Here is a 16708-nt window from a genome sequence, read left to right on the forward strand (position 1 = left end):
GACTGCATGAAGTCGGAATCGCTAGTAATCGCGGATCAGCAATGCCGCGGTGAATACGTTCCCGGGCCTTGTACACACCGCCCGTCACACCATGGGAGTTGGCTGCACCAGAAGTAGGTGGCTTAACCTTCGGGGGGGCGCTTACCACGGTGTGGTCAATGACTGGGGTGAAGTCGTAACAAGGTAGCCGTAGGGGAACCTGCGGCTGGATCACCTCCTAAAAAGTTTAGCACGCTAAACCAGGTCGTGAGTGCTCACACAAATTACTTGCAGTATCTCACTCAAGTAGTTGTAATTGCTCTTTAAAAATGAGGGGAAGTGTAAAAGAAAGTTCAAGGCGAGGCAAGCGATGAGCTTGCGAGGTATGTTGGCATTGTTAGTATAGCCCAGGTTGTTTGGGGTTATATGGTCAAGTGAATAAGCGCATACGGTGGATGCCTTGGCGGTAGGAGGCGAAGAAGGACGTGGTAGTCTGCGAAAAGCTTCGGGGAGCCGGCAAACGGGCGATGATCCGGGGGTATCCGAATGGGGGAACCCACCTAGTTTAGGCTAGGTATCAGCTGTTGAATATATAGGCAGTTGAGGCGAACCTGGGGAACTGAACCATCTCAGTACCTAGAGGAAAAGAAATCAACCGAGATTCCCTGAGTAGCGGCGAGCGAAAGGGGAGCAGCCCAAAAGCCTGTAGGATTTTAGTGGAACGGATTGGAAAGTCCGGCCGTAGACGGTGATAGCCCGGTACGCGAAAGGGTTTTACAGGTGAAATTGAGTAGGGCGGGACACGTGTTATCCTGTCTGAAGAAGGGGGGCCCACCCTCCAAGGCTAAATACTCCCTACCGACCGATAGTGGACAAGTACCGTGAGGGAAAGGTGAAAAGAACCCCGTAGAGGGGAGTGAAAGAGAATCTGAAACCGTATGCGTACAAGCAGTGGGAGCCTCCTTAGGGGGGTGACTGCGTACCTTTTGTATAATGGGTCAGCGAGTTACTTTCAGTGGCGAGGTTAACCGAGAGGGGAGCCGAAGGGAAACCGAGTCTGAACAGGGCGAATGAGTCGCTGTGAGTAGACCCGAAACCGGGCGATCTAGCCATGGCCAGGGTGAAGGTGGGGTAATTCCCACTGGAGGCCCGAACCCACTGATGTTGAAAAATCAGGGGATGAGCTGTGGTTAGGAGTGAAAGGCTAAACAAGCTCGGAGATAGCTGGTTCTCCCCGAAAGCTATTTAGGTAGTGCCTCATGTATCACTCCTGGGGGTAGAGCACTGTTTCGGCTAGGGGGGCGTATAGTCTTACCAAACCGAGGCAAACTCCGAATACTGGGAAGTGAGAGCATGGGAGACACACGGTGGGTGAGAAGGTCCATCGTGGAGAGGGAAACAGCCCAGACCGTCAGCTAAGGTCCCGAAATTATCGCTAAGTGGGAAACGATGTGGGAAGGCGAAGACAGCCAGGAGGTTGGCTTAGAAGCAGCCATCCTTTAAAGAAAGCGTAATAGCTCACTGGTCGAGTCGGCCTGCGCGGAAGATGTACCGGGGCTAAAGCGATATACCGAAGCTGCGGGTGTTGGTCCTCTGCGGGGGATTGACGCGGTAGGGGAGCGTTCCGTAGGCTGTAGAAGGTGTGCTGAGAGGCATGCTGGAGGCATCGGAAGTGCGAATGCTGACATGAGTAACGATAAAGGGGGTGAGAGGCCCCCTCGCCGAAAGCCCAAGGGTTCCTGCGCAACGCTAATCGGCGCAGGGTGAGTCGGTCCCTAAGGCGAGGCCGAGAGGCGTAGTCGATGGGAAACCGGTTAATATTCCGGTACCTGACATAGCTGCGATGGGGTGACGGAGAAGGCTAGACTGGCCGGGGGTTGGAAGTCCCGGTTTAAGCGTGTAGGGAGCGTTCTTAGGCAAATCCGGGGGCGCATATTCCGAGGCGTGATGACGAGCTCTTATTTAAGGGCGAAGCAGTTGAGGCCCGGCTTCCAGGAAAAGCCTCTAAGCATCAGGTTATGTTAGACCGTACCCGAAACCGACACAGGTGGGCGGGGAGAGAATCCTCAGGCGCTTGAGAGAACTCGGGTGAAGGAACTCGGCAAATTAGCACCGTAACTTCGGGAGAAGGTGTGCCCCTGGTACGTGAAGGACTGAGCGTTTGGAGCGGAAGGGGGTTGCAGTGACCAGGTGGCTGCGACTGTTTATTAAAAACACAGCACTCTGCGAACTTGAAAGAGGAAGTATAGGGTGTGACGCCTGCCCGGTGCCGGAACGTTAAGTGATGGGGTTAGTCGCGAGGCGAAGCCCTTGAACGAAGCGCCGGTAAACGGCGGCCGTAACTATAACGGTCCTAAGGTAGCGAAATTCCTTGTCGGGTAAGTTCCGACCTGCACGAATGGCGTAACGATGGCCACACTGTCTCCACCCGAGGCTCAGTGAAATTGAAATTGCTGTGAAGATGCAGTGTACCTGCGGCAAGACGGAAAGACCCCGTGAACCTTTACTACAGCTTTGCACTGGACTTTGAACCTGCTTGTGTAGGATAGGTGGGAGGTGTTGAAGCCGGGACGCTAGTTTCGGTGGAGCCGACCTTGAAATACCACCCTGGCATGTTTGGAGTTCTAACCTAGGCCCGTTATCCGGGTTGGGGACAGTGCATGGTGGGTAGTTTGACTGGGGCGGTCTCCTCCCAAAGGGTAACGGAGGAGCGCGAAGGTACCCTCAGCGCGGTCGGAAATCGCGTAGTGAGTGCAAAGGCAAAAGGGTGCCTGACTGCGAGACGGACAGGTCGAGCAGGGTCGAAAGACGGTCTTAGTGATCCGGTGGTTCTTAGTGGAAGGGCCATCGCTCAACGGATAAAAGGTACTCCGGGGATAACAGGCTGATACCGCCCAAGAGTTCATATCGACGGCGGTGTTTGGCACCTCGATGTCGGCTCATCACATCCTGGGGCTGTAGCCGGTCCCAAGGGTATGGCTGTTCGCCATTTAAAGTGGTACGCGAGCTGGGTTTAGAACGTCGTGAGACAGTTCGGTCCCTATCTGCCGTAGGCGTTGGAGATTTGAGAGGGGCTGCTCCTAGTACGAGAGGACCGGAGTGGACGGACCTCTGGTGTTCCGGTTGTCACGCCAGTGGCATTGCCGGGTAGCTATGTCCGGAGGGGATAACCGCTGAAGGCATCTAAGCGGGAAGCCCTCCTCAAGATGAGATCTCCCAGGACCTGCGAGGTTCCTGAAGGGTTGTTGGAGACGACAACGTTGATAGGCGGGGTGTGGAAGCGCAGTAATGTGTGAAGCTAACCCGTACTAATGGCCCGTGAGGCTTGACCATATAACACCCAAGCAAGTTGGGTGGATTGCCAAAGAGAGAGCTTTAGAGAAGACTTCCCCGACGTAGAGAGAGCAAGTTTTTGCCTGGTGGCCATAGCGAGTAGGTCCCACCCGAACCCATACCGAACTCGGAAGTGAAACTACTCAGCGCCGATGATAGTGTGGGGTTGCCCATGTGAAAGTAGGTCACCGCCAGGCATCTTATCTGAGTAAAACCCCCGGCTGATATCCTCGGCCGGGGGTTTTCATTTTTGGGGAGCTTATTTTTTGCTGCCTTTATACCCATCCCGGAAAATTCTATTCCCAATTAATCCCTCCTGTTACGAAAAACTCCGATTTGAGCCGGATCTCTTCGATGTCACGGCATTTCAGCGTAAAATATTAAATTTGGAAATTTATTTTCCAAGCACGAGTTAGGTTTTGTCTTGCTTTAGGCGACACTTATGCCACCCGCCTTCGCTCTCAAACTCCTGTTAGTTCCATGGGGTCGACAGGTTTTCTTTTCTACTAGAATTTTTTCAAAATGAATCAAGCAGTAAATAATGGCCTTAAGTCTCCGGTGGCGCCATTACCAGCCCAATCCTCCGACAATACTTATGGCTGGAAATATATATTAGGAATGGTTTTGGAGCACCGCCGTAAACTGCTCTTTGCCCAGCTAATTGCCATACTGGCTGCGCTTACGAGTGTCCCTATACCCATGCTCATGCCGCTTTTAGTCGATGAAGTATTATTAGAGCAACCTGGGGCTATCGTATCGACTCTTAATGCCCTGTTTCCGTCGACTTGGCAGGGGCCGATTCTCTATGTATTGGCAGTATTAGTATTAACTTTGCTGTTGCGCTTGGGATCGATGTTATTAGGGGTGTGGCAGATGCGCCAGTTCATCCATATTGCCAAGGACATCACTTATCGTCTACGCAAAGATCTGCTGGCCCGCCTTAGGCAGGTTTCCATGGCCGAATATGAAATATTGGGCAGTGGCGCCGTAGCCTCCCACTTTGTGACCGATCTAGATACTGTGGACCAGTTTGTGGGTACCACTATCAGCAAATTTATCGTGGCCGTGCTGACCATTATTGGCGTAGCGGCAGTTTTGCTTTGGGTAAATTGGCAGCTTGGGCTATTCATTTTGCTGATGAATCCCCTCGTGATTTATTTCACAATGGTGTTGGGAAAACAGGTCAAGCATCTGAAGCAAAGAGAAAATACGGCCTATGAAATCTTTCAAGGCGCCCTTACAGAGACCTTGGATGCTATCCAGCAGATCCGGGCTGCCAACCGGGAACGACATTATGTCCGACGTCTTATGGATCTAGCCCAAGGAGTACGGGATCGCTCCGTTGCCTATGCATGGAAAAGCGAGACGGCTAATCGATTATCCTTTTTAGTATTCCTCTGTGGTTTTGAGATATTTCGAGCTACGGCGATGCTCATGGTCGTGTTTTCTGATTTAACTATTGGGCAAATGTTCGCCGTATTTGGCTATCTATGGTTCATGATGGGGCCGGTGCAAGAAGTGCTCAATATTCAATATGCTCTTGCTAGTGCGAAGGGAGCGCTGGCACGTTTAAATCGATTGCCGGCGTTAAAGAAGGAACCCCATTATCCCCATCGTCAGAATCCCTTTATTGGCAAACTTACCACCAGTGTATCTTTACGAGATGTATGCTTTGCTTATGGTAATGGTCCTCGGGTGTTGGATCACGTCAGCTTAGATATTCAGGCGGGGGAGAAGGTGGCTTTAGTAGGCGCCAGTGGCGGCGGGAAAACGACCTTGGTCCAAGTACTATTGGGGCTATATCCTCCACAATTTGGTGCTTTGCTTTTCGATGGTGTGCCGGTCACTGAGATTGGTCTTGATGTGGTACGGGAGAATGTGGTCACTGTGTTGCAGTATCCCGCCTTATTTAACGATACCGTGCGGGCTAATATTACCCTGGATCGGGAGATGCCCGATGAGCGTCTTTGGCAGGCTCTGGAAATTGCCCAATTGCGCGAGACAGTGGCAGGAATGGACGAGGGATTGGATACCATGGTCGGACGTCAAGGGGTGAGGCTCTCTGGTGGCCAACGCCAGCGTTTAGCCGTTGCCCGGATGATCTTGGCCGATCCCAAGGTGGTGATTTTGGACGAAGCAACATCGGCCTTGGATACAGAGACTGAGGGTAAGTTGCATCAGGAGTTAGAGAAATTCCTCGCGGGACGGACTACGATTATTATTGCCCACCGCCTCAGTGCCGTGAAACAGGCAGAGCGGGTCTATGTTTTTGATGGTGGCCGTATTATTGAAGAGGGCCACCATGATGAGTTGATCCGTAACGATGGTCTCTATGCCAGGCTCTATGGTGCGGTGCAGACTTGAAGTTTCTTTTTTTTAATTCCACAGTGGCAAGGTTTCTGAAAAATAAAAATTATTTCAACAGGTGACTCATTAAAATACGATAATCTTGGCCCTATATGCTTGGCGGGTTAATAGTCCTTTTTTTTCATTTTATTGCCGCGCCGTTTGCGGTTGTCCATGCTTTATTATTCAAACGGGACCATCGTGCCGCACTCGGCTGGATTAGCGTTTCGATTTTATTTCCCATCGCCGGTCCCTTGCTCTATTTTTTTTTCGGTGTTAACCGTATTCACCACAGTGCTAGGGAAGTCACAGGTTGGAAGTCCACCTTGCCCTATTTTGGTTACGAGCGAGGCGAGGTATTTCTGCCACAGGAACCGCCACCGAAGATTGATAATCATCCGCTAGCTCATGTGGGCTGGCGCACGACGGTCACCCCGCTGACAGGGGGCAATAACGTCACTTTTCTCGAGAACGGTGATGCTTTTTACCCTCGGCTGATCGAGGCTATCAAGTCCGCCCAGGCACGGGTTTGGATCTCCAGTTATATTTTCTCTGGTAGCGGCGTTGGAATGGAAATTGCTAGTGCTCTTGCAGAAGCCGTAAAACGGGGAGTAGATACGCGCGTGTTGGTAGATGGGGTAGGTGCTTGGTATTCACTGCATAGTTTGCGGCGGCGACTGCAGGATACCGGGGTTCGATATGTTGAGTTTCTACCGCTGCGCCTATTGCCCCCGTCACTTCACATTAACCTGCGCAATCATCGCAAAATCGCGGTTATCGATACGGGTTATGCTTTTTTTGGTGGGCTCAATATTGACGATCGTCATTTTGTCGCAGCTCCTCGGATTGATAATCCTCATAAGGATGTGCATTTTGAATTGTACGGTCCAGCGGCGATTAGCTTAGCCGAAGTCTTTGCCCGCGACTGGTACGCCGCTACCCGTGAAGTGCTCACCGTGACCGGTAAGGGGGAAGAACAGGGTAATGTGCGCGCACGGGTAATTGAAGACGGTCCAGATGAGGGCTTAGATCGGTTAGCGATGACTCTCATGGGTGTGGTAGGGGGGGCACGTCGGCGGATTCGTATTATGACGCCTTATTTTCTCCCCCACCGTGAGCTGATAGGCGCCCTCCAGGGTGCGGCTGTACGCGGTGTCATGGTAGAGGTTTTGCTCCCGCAGCGATCTAACCTGCGTTATGTGGATTGGGCAACTCGGCATTCATTGTGGGAGTTGTTGCAGTGGGGGGTACGCGTTGGCCTTAAGCCTCCGCCATTTGCCCATAGCAAAATTTTTATGGTGGATGATGATTATGTGTTGGCTGGCTCAGCAAATCTGGACCCGCGCAGTTTGAGGCTGAATTTCGAAGTGGGGGTGGAATTATTCGATGCTACGCTAGCGGCAACTGTCAGTGATTATCTTGATAAAGCTTGGAAAGATGCGCAGATCCTACGGTTAGAGGATTTGGACCAGCGTTCTATTCCGGTCCGGCTGCGGGATGGTTTCTTTTGGCTGTTTTCAGCTTACCTATAATTATAAAAACAATGCTGCTACGCTAGTTAATGTTTTAAAAACATTTATGAAATTGGTTTGATGGTGGCTGATCCTGATTTTTTATTCCCTGATAGAGACAAAATGCGGTCTTTTTTTGCCAATGGCAATACCCGCGATGAGGAGTTTCGCAGGCAACAATTACAAAAATTACACCGGATAATTTCCGGGCATGAAAAAGAAATTACCCAAGCGTTAGCGGCCGACTTTGGTAAGCCGGCAGTGGAAACCTATGCCAGTGAAATCGCTTTTCTATATCAAGAAATTCATCATACCCTTAAATACCTTCGCAGGTGGATGCAACCAAAGAAAGTCTCCACCCCTCTGGCGCTTCAACCGAGTAAAAGCCGCATATATTCTGAGCCTAAGGGAATCGTTCTGGTCATTGGTCCCTGGAATTATCCTTTTCAATTAACCTTAGCTCCTGTCGTAGCTGCCATGGCTGCCGGTAACTGTGTGCTAATTAAACCTTCGGAACTCACTCCCCACACTTCAGCCTTAATAAAAAAATTAATTAGCAACCATTTTCCACCAGAATACCTCACTGTGGTGGAAGGAGAGGGGGCCAAAGTCGTTCCAGAATTAATTGATAATTATCCCCTTGATCATATCTTTTTCACCGGCTCATCCCGCGTGGGATCCATGATTGCGGAACAAGCAGGTCGTCATCTGATTTCCACCACTTTGGAACTCGGGGGGAAAAGTCCAGCTATTGTAGAGCCTTCTGCGGCTTTTGGAGTAGCAGCCAAGCGCTTGCTTTGGGGTAAGTTTTTTAATAGCGGGCAAACTTGTGTCGCTCCCGATTATCTTCTCTTGGATAAGGCAATAGCCGATCCTTTTATCAAAATCCTTAAAGAGACTTTATTAAAATTCTATGGGGATCCTTCCCAAGCCAGTCAGCATCTTGCCCGCATTGTGAATGAGGGGCGTTGGAAGACGCTGGTAAGCTATTTGGAGCAAGGCAAGATTTTATATGGCGGACAATCCAGTTTGGAGGAGCGTTATATTGCCCCTACCCTGTTGCAAGTGACAGACTTGTCACAGCCCGTTATGGAAGAAGAAATTTTTGGTCCTATTTTACCTATTATCACCTACCAGAGCAGATCGGAAGCGCTGGAAATTATCAGAAAAAATCCCTATCCCCTCGCTTTTTATCTTTTTACCGGCGAGAAAGAAAGCCAAGACTGGTATTTAAATCGTTTCCAGTTTGGTGGCGGTGCTACCAATAATGCCATGGTTCACTTGAGCAATCCCGATTTGCCTTTTGGTGGAATTAATCAATCTGGGCAAGGCCGTTATCACGGCTATGAAGGGTTTGTCACCTTTAGCAACCGCAAGAGCGTGCTCCACAGCGGCACCTGGTTTGATCCTAATTTCAAATACCCCCCTTATTCTGAAAGCGCGTTGAAGTGGTTTCGCCGTTTATTGGGATGATTTATTAAGGAGTAACATGGGCTTCAAAGCCATTTTTTTCACCGCTTTGGCGGTTCTGCTGTTAGCCTGCCAACCGGATACTGGCCGTGAGGACACCGCCTCGGATGAGACTAGCCCCAAGGGGGAAGCATCACCCCAGGCCACCCAACGGCTGCGCCAGCTTTTTAAAGACGAATGGGAACGCCACCTGCGGGAAAATCCTGTATTTGCCTCTTCCCTGGGGGATCGTCGTTACAATGATCAGTGGAGCGATCATTCCTTGGAAGCTATTCGTGCCCGTCACGAGGCAGATCAAAAAGCCCTAGCGCAACTTTACGACATTAACCGCGCGGTGTTGCCCAAAAAGGAAAAGCTCAACTATGACCTTTTTGAGCAGCAACTGAAAAGGAAGATAGAGGGTTTCCAGTACCGGGCTTTTCTCATGCCCTTCGATCAACAGGGGGGCGTTCAGACTTTACACCAAGTGGCTGAGCGCTTGCGTTTCCAGAGAGAGCAGGATTTCCGCGATTGGATTGGGCGGCTCAATCAAATTGGCCGGGTGGTCGAGGAGACCATGGAGCTCATGAAAAGGGGGTTGGCGGAAGAGCGTGTCCCCCCAAAGATCATTATGGAACGGATTCCGGATCAGATTGCCCACCAGGTCGTTGCTGAACCAACAAAAAGCCCTTTCTACCAGGTTTTTAGGAAGATGCCAGAGGGCATTCCGGCGACCACTCAAGCTAAGCTGCGGCAAGAAGCAAAGCAGGCCATTGCCAACGTTATTGTTCCTGCTTACCGACAGTTCCAGGTATTTTTCAACCAGCAGTATTTGCCGAACTGTCGAGAGACTGTGGGCGCCCATGGGCTACCGGATGGCAAGGCATTTTATGCTTATCGAACCCGCCAATTCACAACCACTTCGCTGGCGCCAGAGGAGATTCATCAAATCGGCCTCCAGGAGGTGGCCCGGATTCGGAATCAAATGGAGCAGCTCATTGAGCAGCTAGAGTTCAATGGCGACTTCGATGCTTTCCTTCACTTTTTACGCACCGATCCCCAGCTCTATTACCAAGATTCGGAGGCGTTGTTGGAAGGTTACCGGGCCATCGCGAAAAAGATTGATCCTGAATTGGTTAACCTTTTTGGTAAGTTGCCCCGCATGCCCTACGGGGTGAAGCCCATCCCCCGTTCCTCTGCACCGGATCTGCCTACCGGTTATTATCAACAACCGGCCGCTGACGGCAGCCGGGCCGGCTATTACTACGTTAATCTTTACAAGCCGGAGGTACGCCCAAAATATGAAATGGAGGTACTCACCCTGCACGAGGCGGTGCCCGGCCATCATCTTCAGATTGCTCTCCAGCAGGAATTGGGAGAGCTGCCAAACTTCCGGCGTTTTTCTGGTTTTACAGCCTTTTCGGAAGGCTGGGGGTTATACGCGGAAAGCCTCGGTGAGGAACTGGGACTCTACCAGGATCCCTACTCCAAGTTTGGCCAGTTGACCTATGAGGTGTGGCGGGCAATCCGGTTAGTGGTGGACACGGGAATACACGCCAAGGGTTGGACCCGGCAGCGGGCCATCGATTTCTTTAAGAAAAATGCGGCTAAGACGGAACATGACATTATCAATGAGATCGATCGCTATATTGCCTGGCCAGGCCAAGCCCTGGCTTACAAAATTGGCGAACTCAAAATCCAGGCGCTACGCCAGCGGGCCCTGGAAAAACTTGACAAGGACTTTGATATTCGCGCCTTCCATGATCTAGTGCTTAGCAGCGGTTCCATTCCCTTGGATATCCTAGAGCGTAAAGTCGAACAGTGGATTGAGGCCCAAAAAAAAGAAAATAATGCTTGACGGGGTACTCATCTCTTCTGCATTAGTTGGCAACTAAATTATAGTTGCAAGAATTCGATAATACGCTAAGATAACTATGACACAGTTTGATAAGGCAATTGCCCGGTTGCCCCAACGTCCCAAGGATTTCACTTGGGACGAAGCCGTGCGCGTGATGGAGGGTCGCGGTTTCAAGCTGCATAAGTCGAGTGGGTCGCGGCGCAAATTCTACCATGAAGAGAAGGACATCCTGGTTAGCCTTCACGAACCACATCCTGGAAAAATTCTTAAGCGCTATCAATTAGATAAGATTATTGAGGCATTGGATAACAGCGGTGAATCATCATGAATACCGTACTCAAGCATAAAGGCTATATCGGCACCATTGAGGTAAGCCTGGAAGATAACTGCCTGCATGGCAAGATCCAGTTCATTCAGGATACTGTAACCTACGAAGGTCAGACTCCGGCTGAATTAGACCAGGCTTTTGTCGAGGCAGTGGACGATTATCTAGCTACTTGTGAAGAGCTCGGTCGTGAGCCACAAAAACCCTTTAGCGGTAGCTTCAATATACGTGTAGGATCAGAGTTACACAAAGCGGCTGCCGTTCAATCTATTCAAGAAGGTATTTCGCTTAATGAATTTGTCAAACTTGCCCTAAAGCAGAGGCTTACCGATTCACCGAGTGAACATCAGGTAACGCATATTCATCGCATACAGTTGTGCGTAGAGCAGGAAACCGATTTAGGTTTAAATGAGAGTGAAGAGCGGTGGACAGTCAACACTACAGTGCGGTCCCGGCTACATTAAGATCAGTATTGCTTCGCAAATGTGAGTGTGAGCGTTTGCAGTCTGACGAACCTAAAGGTAAGGGAGCGGTAACTATTAAAGTTGGCGCGGAACTGGAAACGCCTAAACATGGTTTTGCACCTGGCCAGAGTTTCCGAGTGGGTATTGAGGTGACGGTTGTCGGGCACTCAGCTGCTGAAGGGGAAGAATCCAAGGAGGTATTCCGGACATCTTGTATAGTGGATGGTATTTTTTCAATAGAGGACAGTGAAAGCCTTTCCCATGCTGTTTTGGAAGAAAGTATGCCGGTTTATATCAATCGGGTTTATCCTTTGGCCCGTGAGCATCTAGCTGAGACACTTAGGCGAATGGGTTTCTTTAATGTGAAAATCCCATTTGAGCTTAAGAGGGAAGACAGGCCGGAGGAAGGGGGATGAGGGGGCAGTAGGGCTGGCTTCCATCAGCCGGATTCCGAATCCTTAGAGGAATGCTTATTTTTCATCCCAATGTTGGATTTATCCACTGGCTCAGGCGAAATTTCTTTATCTGGACCAAATTGGGTGAGGGTAGCTTCCAGGGCAGCAATCCCGTTGGCTATTGCCTCGGCTGAGGCTGCTTTCAAACTTTCGCTGACTACCGAAGGACTGACGCCAACTTCGGCGGCCACCTCTTTTTGCAGTTGCCCCTGGGAAGCCCGCACATATTCACATTATTTCAAAGTCCAGCGTGACCTAATGGCATCCATTAAGTGAAATAAAGCAGATAGAGTGAGATCAGGAGTATCGCCAAAACCCTCTGCGATGAGCCAGGCACGGCTACTCTCTGCTTTTGTCAATGCCTGGCGGGCATGGTGAAATGTCGGGCCGTCGATGAGGGCAACATTTTCATTCAGATCGGTTGAGAGAGAAACATGTCCCAGGCCGAAATGAAAATGGGCAGGAAAAACTTCATCAGATAACTCTGTCCGGGTGAAGATGGGACCGGCGGAGCTAAGTCATTGCCCCGCCGGCGCAAATATACCAGGACGAAAATTCAGATTTCGACGGCTAATTAGTTCTCGCCATCCTCATTTTCGTCCTCATCGCCGCCCTCGAACTCGAACAGGTCGTCGACATTACCAAGCTTGAGAAACCAGGTCTCGCCTGACCAGTCGCCGACGCCGTCGTTGTCGGTGACGACAAAGACCTCACCGTGGCGGTTGATTGCAACACCCTCCGGCTTATCAGTGATCCAGCCATGGGTGGCTTTGAGATCCGGAATCAGATCGTAGACGGTCTTCTCCTCGGCGGTAATGCCGTCCGTTGCATCCGCGAGGCTAACCCGGATCAGGGTCTTCAACGCAGCAAAATCACCAGTGCGATTGTCATGCTCGATCAGCACATAGCTGCCGTCGCCGACCCGGGTGATTTCGGACAGGCCCACCCAACTGGCATTGGCCGGCACTGGCGCCAGTTCGTAGGGTACAAAGTCCCAGGTCATGGCAACCGGGTCGTAAATCCAGATGCGTGTGTACCCGGGTTCGTCGTCCAAATCCTCACACTCAGGTGTGGTGTAGTCCCAGGGAAGCTGTTGGGCGACGAGTAGCTGGTATCTGCCATTTTGCATTGGCAGGACTGCAACGCCCTCGAAGCCATTATCCAGGTTGCCTGTATTGCTGGAGGCAAGCCTGCATGCTTCGATTTCCGCCGGCAGACCAATTTTATTGAGAATGGCGCCGGCTGTGTCGACCTGGACCAATTGATTCGGGCGCGTGCCAGGATCATTGCCTTCACTGGCAATCCAAAGGGTATCGGTATTGTCTGGCGCCAGTGCTACGCCCTGTTTTTCCTCCCTTGAGTCCGGTGAGTAGCATCTTTGCCATGCTCGGTACAGAATCTTGCCCTAAAATTTGCCGATAATTTTAGATCTCTGTGAAAACGCGGAATTACTATAGCCCTATTGTTGTTCCGCAAGAAGGGAGATACGCCATAACGCCTTTCCTTGTTATGTTTGCAGAAGCTTCTACGCTTTAAAGGCAAGGCGTACTTCACGCCCCTTTTGAAGTAATAGTTGAAAGGAGGAACTTCAGGATGGCAGCGAAATACAAGGTGATGTGTTATTCCCTCTTGCTTGGAGGGGGCTTATCGCTGGTTTTAATACCCGTCTTTGCGCAGACTGTCATACCGCATAGGATCATAGGCGGTAAAGAAGGAGGGACCCCAGAAAAGCAGGAGATGCACAAGGATATGCACAAAAAGATGTTCCAAAAGCTGGATAAAGATGGTAATGGGAAGATTGGCAAGGATGAATTTGAAGAGGCTATGGAAGAAAAATTTAAGCGCAAGGACAAGGATGGTGACGGCTTTGTAACTCAGGAGGAGTGGCAGGCCGCCGCTAAAGAGCATAAAAAGGAATATAAGAAAGAGCACCACCGCGGAGCACAGGAAGGCGGCGGGGGATACTAGAGGGAAGGATGATAGCAGTCGGGAGAGAAGGGGGTGCCTGTAAAAAAGCTTTTCCCAAAGCGAGCGGGTACCCTTTTCTTTGCCTCTGATGGCAGGAAGCCGTTGATGAACCATACTGTCCAACGGCTATCTTGTAAGAGTGCCAGCGGAAAGGAAGGAGAGGGATTGGGTGCCTATACCCCCTGTGGGTAGAGGGGCAATAAACGGGCAAAGTCAGCGTGCCCGAGAATCTACCAAATATCGTGCCAGACGCTTAAGACCCGAGACACGCTAAAACTCTTTTAATATGGCAGGTATTGGTGCCGAGGGCGAGACCATTTTCCGCAATTTTTTAAACTATTGAAGCCATTGACCGATAAGGGTTTAACGACCTATGGTGTCATCCACAACGTGTCATACAGAAGGCTTCAACAGCAGTGAACAAGCGGTATCTCCTACGCCGACGGCAGACATGGTATATCCGAATCAGGGTGCCTGATAGCCTTTATCCAGTTATTGGGAAAAAGCATATTACCCGCTCACTTAAGACGCGAGACATTCACGAGGCGCGGGCCAGGCGCTGGTCTGTGGTAAAGGAAATCAAGGCTTACCTCAATGCTCAAGCGCGACAAGGGTTTATAGCCCCAGATAGCCCTGAAGTCATTATTCAGCGAGCTAAAGAGACCCGAAACGAGATCAACCTGGGCCTAGAAGATCCAGAGAATGCCGAAATTGTTTGGGATGTCTATGTCGATCAATTGATTGATAGGCATGGTAAGCCTGACCCTGAGACTGGCGAGCCTAAGGTTGATGAAGCTATCGTGACTGCCGTCCGGCTGGGCTATGAGATTATCTCTAGCGGAAAGGGGGTCATGCTGGCCTCACAGGCACTCGAGGAAAACTTAGAGGAACTGAGAGGACGCCAGGTCCTGAACCAAACGATACGGGCGAGAGAGCGGCGGGTGAATGCTTTTCTTCGCTGGCTGGGGGGCGATAGGAAGCTCAAAGAGATCTCGCGGGAAGATGCCGGACGCTACGTGACTCAGGTGTTGCTAAAGCGAGGTAACTCCCAGAAGACGGTTAAAGATACGATTAGCGACTTGTCCGCCTTCTTTAACTGGGCCATGGAGCGGGGGCAAACAGTCTCAAATCCCTTTAGAGGGATGAGCAAATCTGTCCGCGATACCACCCGAGGCACCAGGGAGAAGAAAAACGGCAAGCGCCGCGTCTGGACACAGAAAGAACTTAAACACTTACTGCTAGAGATTAAGGCCCGGCTTGGCGAGGATGATCCCCTCTGGGCCATGACCGTGATCGCCCTCTATACTGGCATGCGCGAGAACGAGATCGCCGAGACCCGCCTTGAAGATGTTCATTCCGATCACATTCATATACCGGAAGGGAAGACTGAAAGCAGCATTCGGGATACCCCTATTCATCCCCTTCTGAAACCGTTCATTGAACAACTGAAAGCGAGCAGCACAGAGGGCTACTTGATCAGCGGGCTTATCCGAGGTGGCGAAGATAATAAGCGCCATCATTACTTTGCGAAGCGTTTCGGAAGATTTAAGCGCGAGAAGGCGGGCCTTACAGATAGCCGGATCGTCTTCCATAGTTTTCGCAAGAATTTTGCGGGGGCACTAGAGCAAGCGGGGGTGTCGGAAACGCTTGCCCAGCAGATTGTGGGGCATAAGAAACAGAGCCTCACCTATGGCCTGTATAGCCCCGGTGTGGATCTAGAGAAGATGGCTGAGGCTGTAGCGATGGTAAGCTATGGAGCTGAGGTGGATCGGCTGTGTGCTGAGGGTTTGTGAAAGAGGCACCGGATAGGGCGGATCATTTCTTACTAGCTTTAATTTCCCGGATAATTGCTGACTACGTTTGGCAAATGCCATCTAGCTAGAGCATTCATCGGAGCCGCCGATCTAGCGTACTAATAATGGGCAGTAACTTAATGGCGGCCAAAGGGGATAAATCTTTATGCAGTTTTCTCAAAGACAAGGAATATCAGCAGCTGAAAAAGCTATTCAACGAGAATCTATCGACGATGAACTGAAGAATAGTCTCTGGAGTTTGTTACGGATTTTCTACTGGGAGAAGTTCAATAAACGCAAATATGACACGTATGCTGGCCGTATTGATTATATAGAAGGTAGCAACATGCAACCTTTAATTACAAATCTTTGGTTATATTATTACAAGAAGCCTATAGATACAATACCTCCTTACTTTTGGGATTGCGTTGGTGATTTAAGGAGATATTTTTTTCTGCTCAATGGTATGAGATTTATGATTTTGTTGAGTTTGTGGCCACTAAAGGGCCACTACGAACAAAGGAAGATTTTATAAGAGCCTGTAACTCATGTTTGAATCGTGAAAACTCTGCTTATAGGTTTGTAAATGGTCAGTTAACAGAAATTACTGCAGAAGAAGAAATTCAGTCTATTGAAGAAGCTATTGCTAGATCTTCCCCATTTGCAGGGGTAAGGGAGCATTTAGAAACCGCTTTAAGCATGATGAGTGATCGAGAAAATCCTGATTATCGTAATTCAATAAAAGAATCAATATCGGCAATTGAATCATTATGCAAACATTTAATAGGTGATGAAAAGGCGACCCTCGGTAAAGCTCTAAATCGAATCGAAAAAGAAAAAGGACTTCATCCCGCATTAAAGTCATCATTTTCATCATTGTATGGATACACTTCAGATGCTGATGGTATCAGGCATGCATTAATGGAACAGAATTCAATCACAAAAAGTGATGCGCGATTTATGCTTGTTAGTTGTACAGCCTTTATAAATTATGCAATAGACCTAGTATCTGATTAGCGGCGTCTAACACCTCATGTGAGACTTTAAAGTTTTTCTCTTTCCACCCGTAATGGAATAAGCAGGGATGCTCTATGAACGGTACAGAAGCCCTAGATACTTCTTTGCTTGGGGTACTCCTTATGATTGATAGTTCCTATCGGCCCGCCAGGAGCGTTCAGGAAGGATGCTAAGAAAGACCTGTAGCCTAGCGAAATCTCGCGCGCACGC

Annotated in this window: 11 protein-coding genes, 3 rRNA genes and 1 pseudogene (1 of these 15 running past the window's edge); 13 read left to right on the forward strand and 2 right to left on the reverse strand. The window is 50.0% G+C overall.

All coding sequences use genetic code 11. The features are described from left to right. From NHAL_RS09250 to NHAL_RS09295, 10 genes are all read left to right on the forward strand, one after another. Positions 1-221: ribosomal RNA gene (locus NHAL_RS09250) — 16S ribosomal RNA — on the forward strand (it extends 1324 nt beyond the left edge of the window). A 186-nt stretch (positions 222-407) separates the two neighbouring features. Next, positions 408-3312: ribosomal RNA gene (locus NHAL_RS09255) — 23S ribosomal RNA — on the forward strand. A gap of 82 nt (positions 3313-3394) precedes the next feature. Further along, positions 3395-3509 (forward strand): 5S ribosomal RNA (gene rrf, locus NHAL_RS09260). Together the 16S, 23S and 5S rRNA genes form the textbook arrangement of a ribosomal RNA operon. A 325-nt stretch (positions 3510-3834) precedes the next feature. Beyond that, complete coding sequence (locus NHAL_RS09265) at positions 3835-5676, forward strand: ABC transporter ATP-binding protein (RefSeq protein ID WP_013032888.1); 1842 nt, start codon at positions 3835-3837, stop codon at positions 5674-5676. 95 nt (positions 5677-5771) lie between these two features. Next, on the forward strand, positions 5772-7190 hold the full coding sequence (locus NHAL_RS09270) for a phospholipase D-like domain-containing protein (RefSeq protein WP_013032889.1): 1419 nt from the start codon (positions 5772-5774) through the stop codon (positions 7188-7190). 102 nt (positions 7191-7292) lie between these two features. Further along, complete coding sequence (locus NHAL_RS09275) at positions 7293-8642, forward strand: aldehyde dehydrogenase family protein (protein WP_157862645.1); 1350 nt, start codon at positions 7293-7295, stop codon at positions 8640-8642. 16 nt (positions 8643-8658) lie between these two features. Next, positions 8659-10476, forward strand: a complete 1818-nt coding sequence (locus NHAL_RS09280; protein ID WP_013032891.1) for a DUF885 domain-containing protein — start codon at positions 8659-8661, stop codon at positions 10474-10476. Between the two features lie 76 nt (positions 10477-10552). Further along, positions 10553-10804 (forward strand): type II toxin-antitoxin system HicA family toxin, encoded by a 252-nt coding sequence (locus tag NHAL_RS09285; protein WP_013032892.1) that lies wholly within the window; start codon positions 10553-10555, stop codon positions 10802-10804. Continuing rightward, the gene (locus tag NHAL_RS09290) at positions 10801-11265 is read left to right on the forward strand and encodes a type II toxin-antitoxin system HicB family antitoxin (protein WP_013032893.1); all 465 of its coding nucleotides are present in this window, start codon (positions 10801-10803) and stop codon (positions 11263-11265) included. Before NHAL_RS09285 ends, NHAL_RS09290 begins: the two co-directional genes overlap by 4 nt. Positions 11266-11300: 35 nt before the next feature. Next, positions 11301-11681 (forward strand): hypothetical protein, encoded by a 381-nt coding sequence (locus tag NHAL_RS09295; protein WP_041354809.1) that lies wholly within the window; start codon positions 11301-11303, stop codon positions 11679-11681. A gap of 23 nt (positions 11682-11704) precedes the next feature. Here the strand turns inward: NHAL_RS09295 and NHAL_RS09300 are convergent, their stop codons facing one another. Continuing rightward, entirely contained in the window at positions 11705-11944 is a 240-nt protein-coding gene (locus NHAL_RS09300; RefSeq protein WP_013032895.1) for a hypothetical protein, read from the reverse strand. A gap of 350 nt (positions 11945-12294) precedes the next feature. Continuing rightward, positions 12295-13119 carry an esterase-like activity of phytase family protein gene (locus tag NHAL_RS09305; RefSeq protein ID WP_083761388.1) on the reverse strand — a complete coding sequence of 275 codons (825 nt, stop codon included), beginning with the start codon at positions 13117-13119 and terminating at the stop codon, positions 12295-12297. Positions 13120-13313: 194 nt separating this feature from the next. Between NHAL_RS09305 and NHAL_RS09315 the strand changes: the two genes are divergently transcribed. From NHAL_RS09315 to NHAL_RS09325, 3 genes and pseudogenes are all read left to right on the forward strand, one after another. Further along, the gene (locus tag NHAL_RS09315) at positions 13314-13688 is read left to right on the forward strand and encodes an EF-hand domain-containing protein (RefSeq protein ID WP_013032896.1); all 375 of its coding nucleotides are present in this window, start codon (positions 13314-13316) and stop codon (positions 13686-13688) included. Positions 13689-14104: 416 nt separating this feature from the next. Next, the gene (locus tag NHAL_RS09320; protein WP_013032897.1) at positions 14105-15481 is read left to right on the forward strand and encodes a DUF6538 domain-containing protein; all 1377 of its coding nucleotides are present in this window, start codon (positions 14105-14107) and stop codon (positions 15479-15481) included. Between the two features lie 166 nt (positions 15482-15647). After that, positions 15648-16498 (forward strand): annotated as a pseudogene (locus tag NHAL_RS09325) (AbiJ-NTD4 domain-containing protein). The last annotated feature ends 210 nt before the right edge of the window (positions 16499-16708 follow it).

The organism is Nitrosococcus halophilus Nc 4 (assembly GCF_000024725.1).
Classification (GTDB): Bacteria; Pseudomonadota; Gammaproteobacteria; order Nitrosococcales; family Nitrosococcaceae; genus Nitrosococcus; species Nitrosococcus halophilus.

Coding starts and splice junctions, on each gene's coding strand:
- NHAL_RS09265 (WP_013032888.1), top strand. CDS start 3,835: ATGAATCAAGCAGTAAATAATGGCCTTAAGTCTCCGGTGGCGCCATTA.
- NHAL_RS09270 (WP_013032889.1), top strand. CDS start 5,772: ATGCTTGGCGGGTTAATAGTCCTTTTTTTTCATTTTATTGCCGCGCCG.
- NHAL_RS09275 (WP_157862645.1), top strand. CDS start 7,293: ATGCGGTCTTTTTTTGCCAATGGCAATACCCGCGATGAGGAGTTTCGC.
- NHAL_RS09280 (WP_013032891.1), top strand. CDS start 8,659: ATGGGCTTCAAAGCCATTTTTTTCACCGCTTTGGCGGTTCTGCTGTTA.
- NHAL_RS09285 (WP_013032892.1), top strand. CDS start 10,553: ATGACACAGTTTGATAAGGCAATTGCCCGGTTGCCCCAACGTCCCAAG.
- NHAL_RS09290 (WP_013032893.1), top strand. CDS start 10,801: ATGAATACCGTACTCAAGCATAAAGGCTATATCGGCACCATTGAGGTA.
- NHAL_RS09315 (WP_013032896.1), top strand. CDS start 13,314: ATGGCAGCGAAATACAAGGTGATGTGTTATTCCCTCTTGCTTGGAGGG.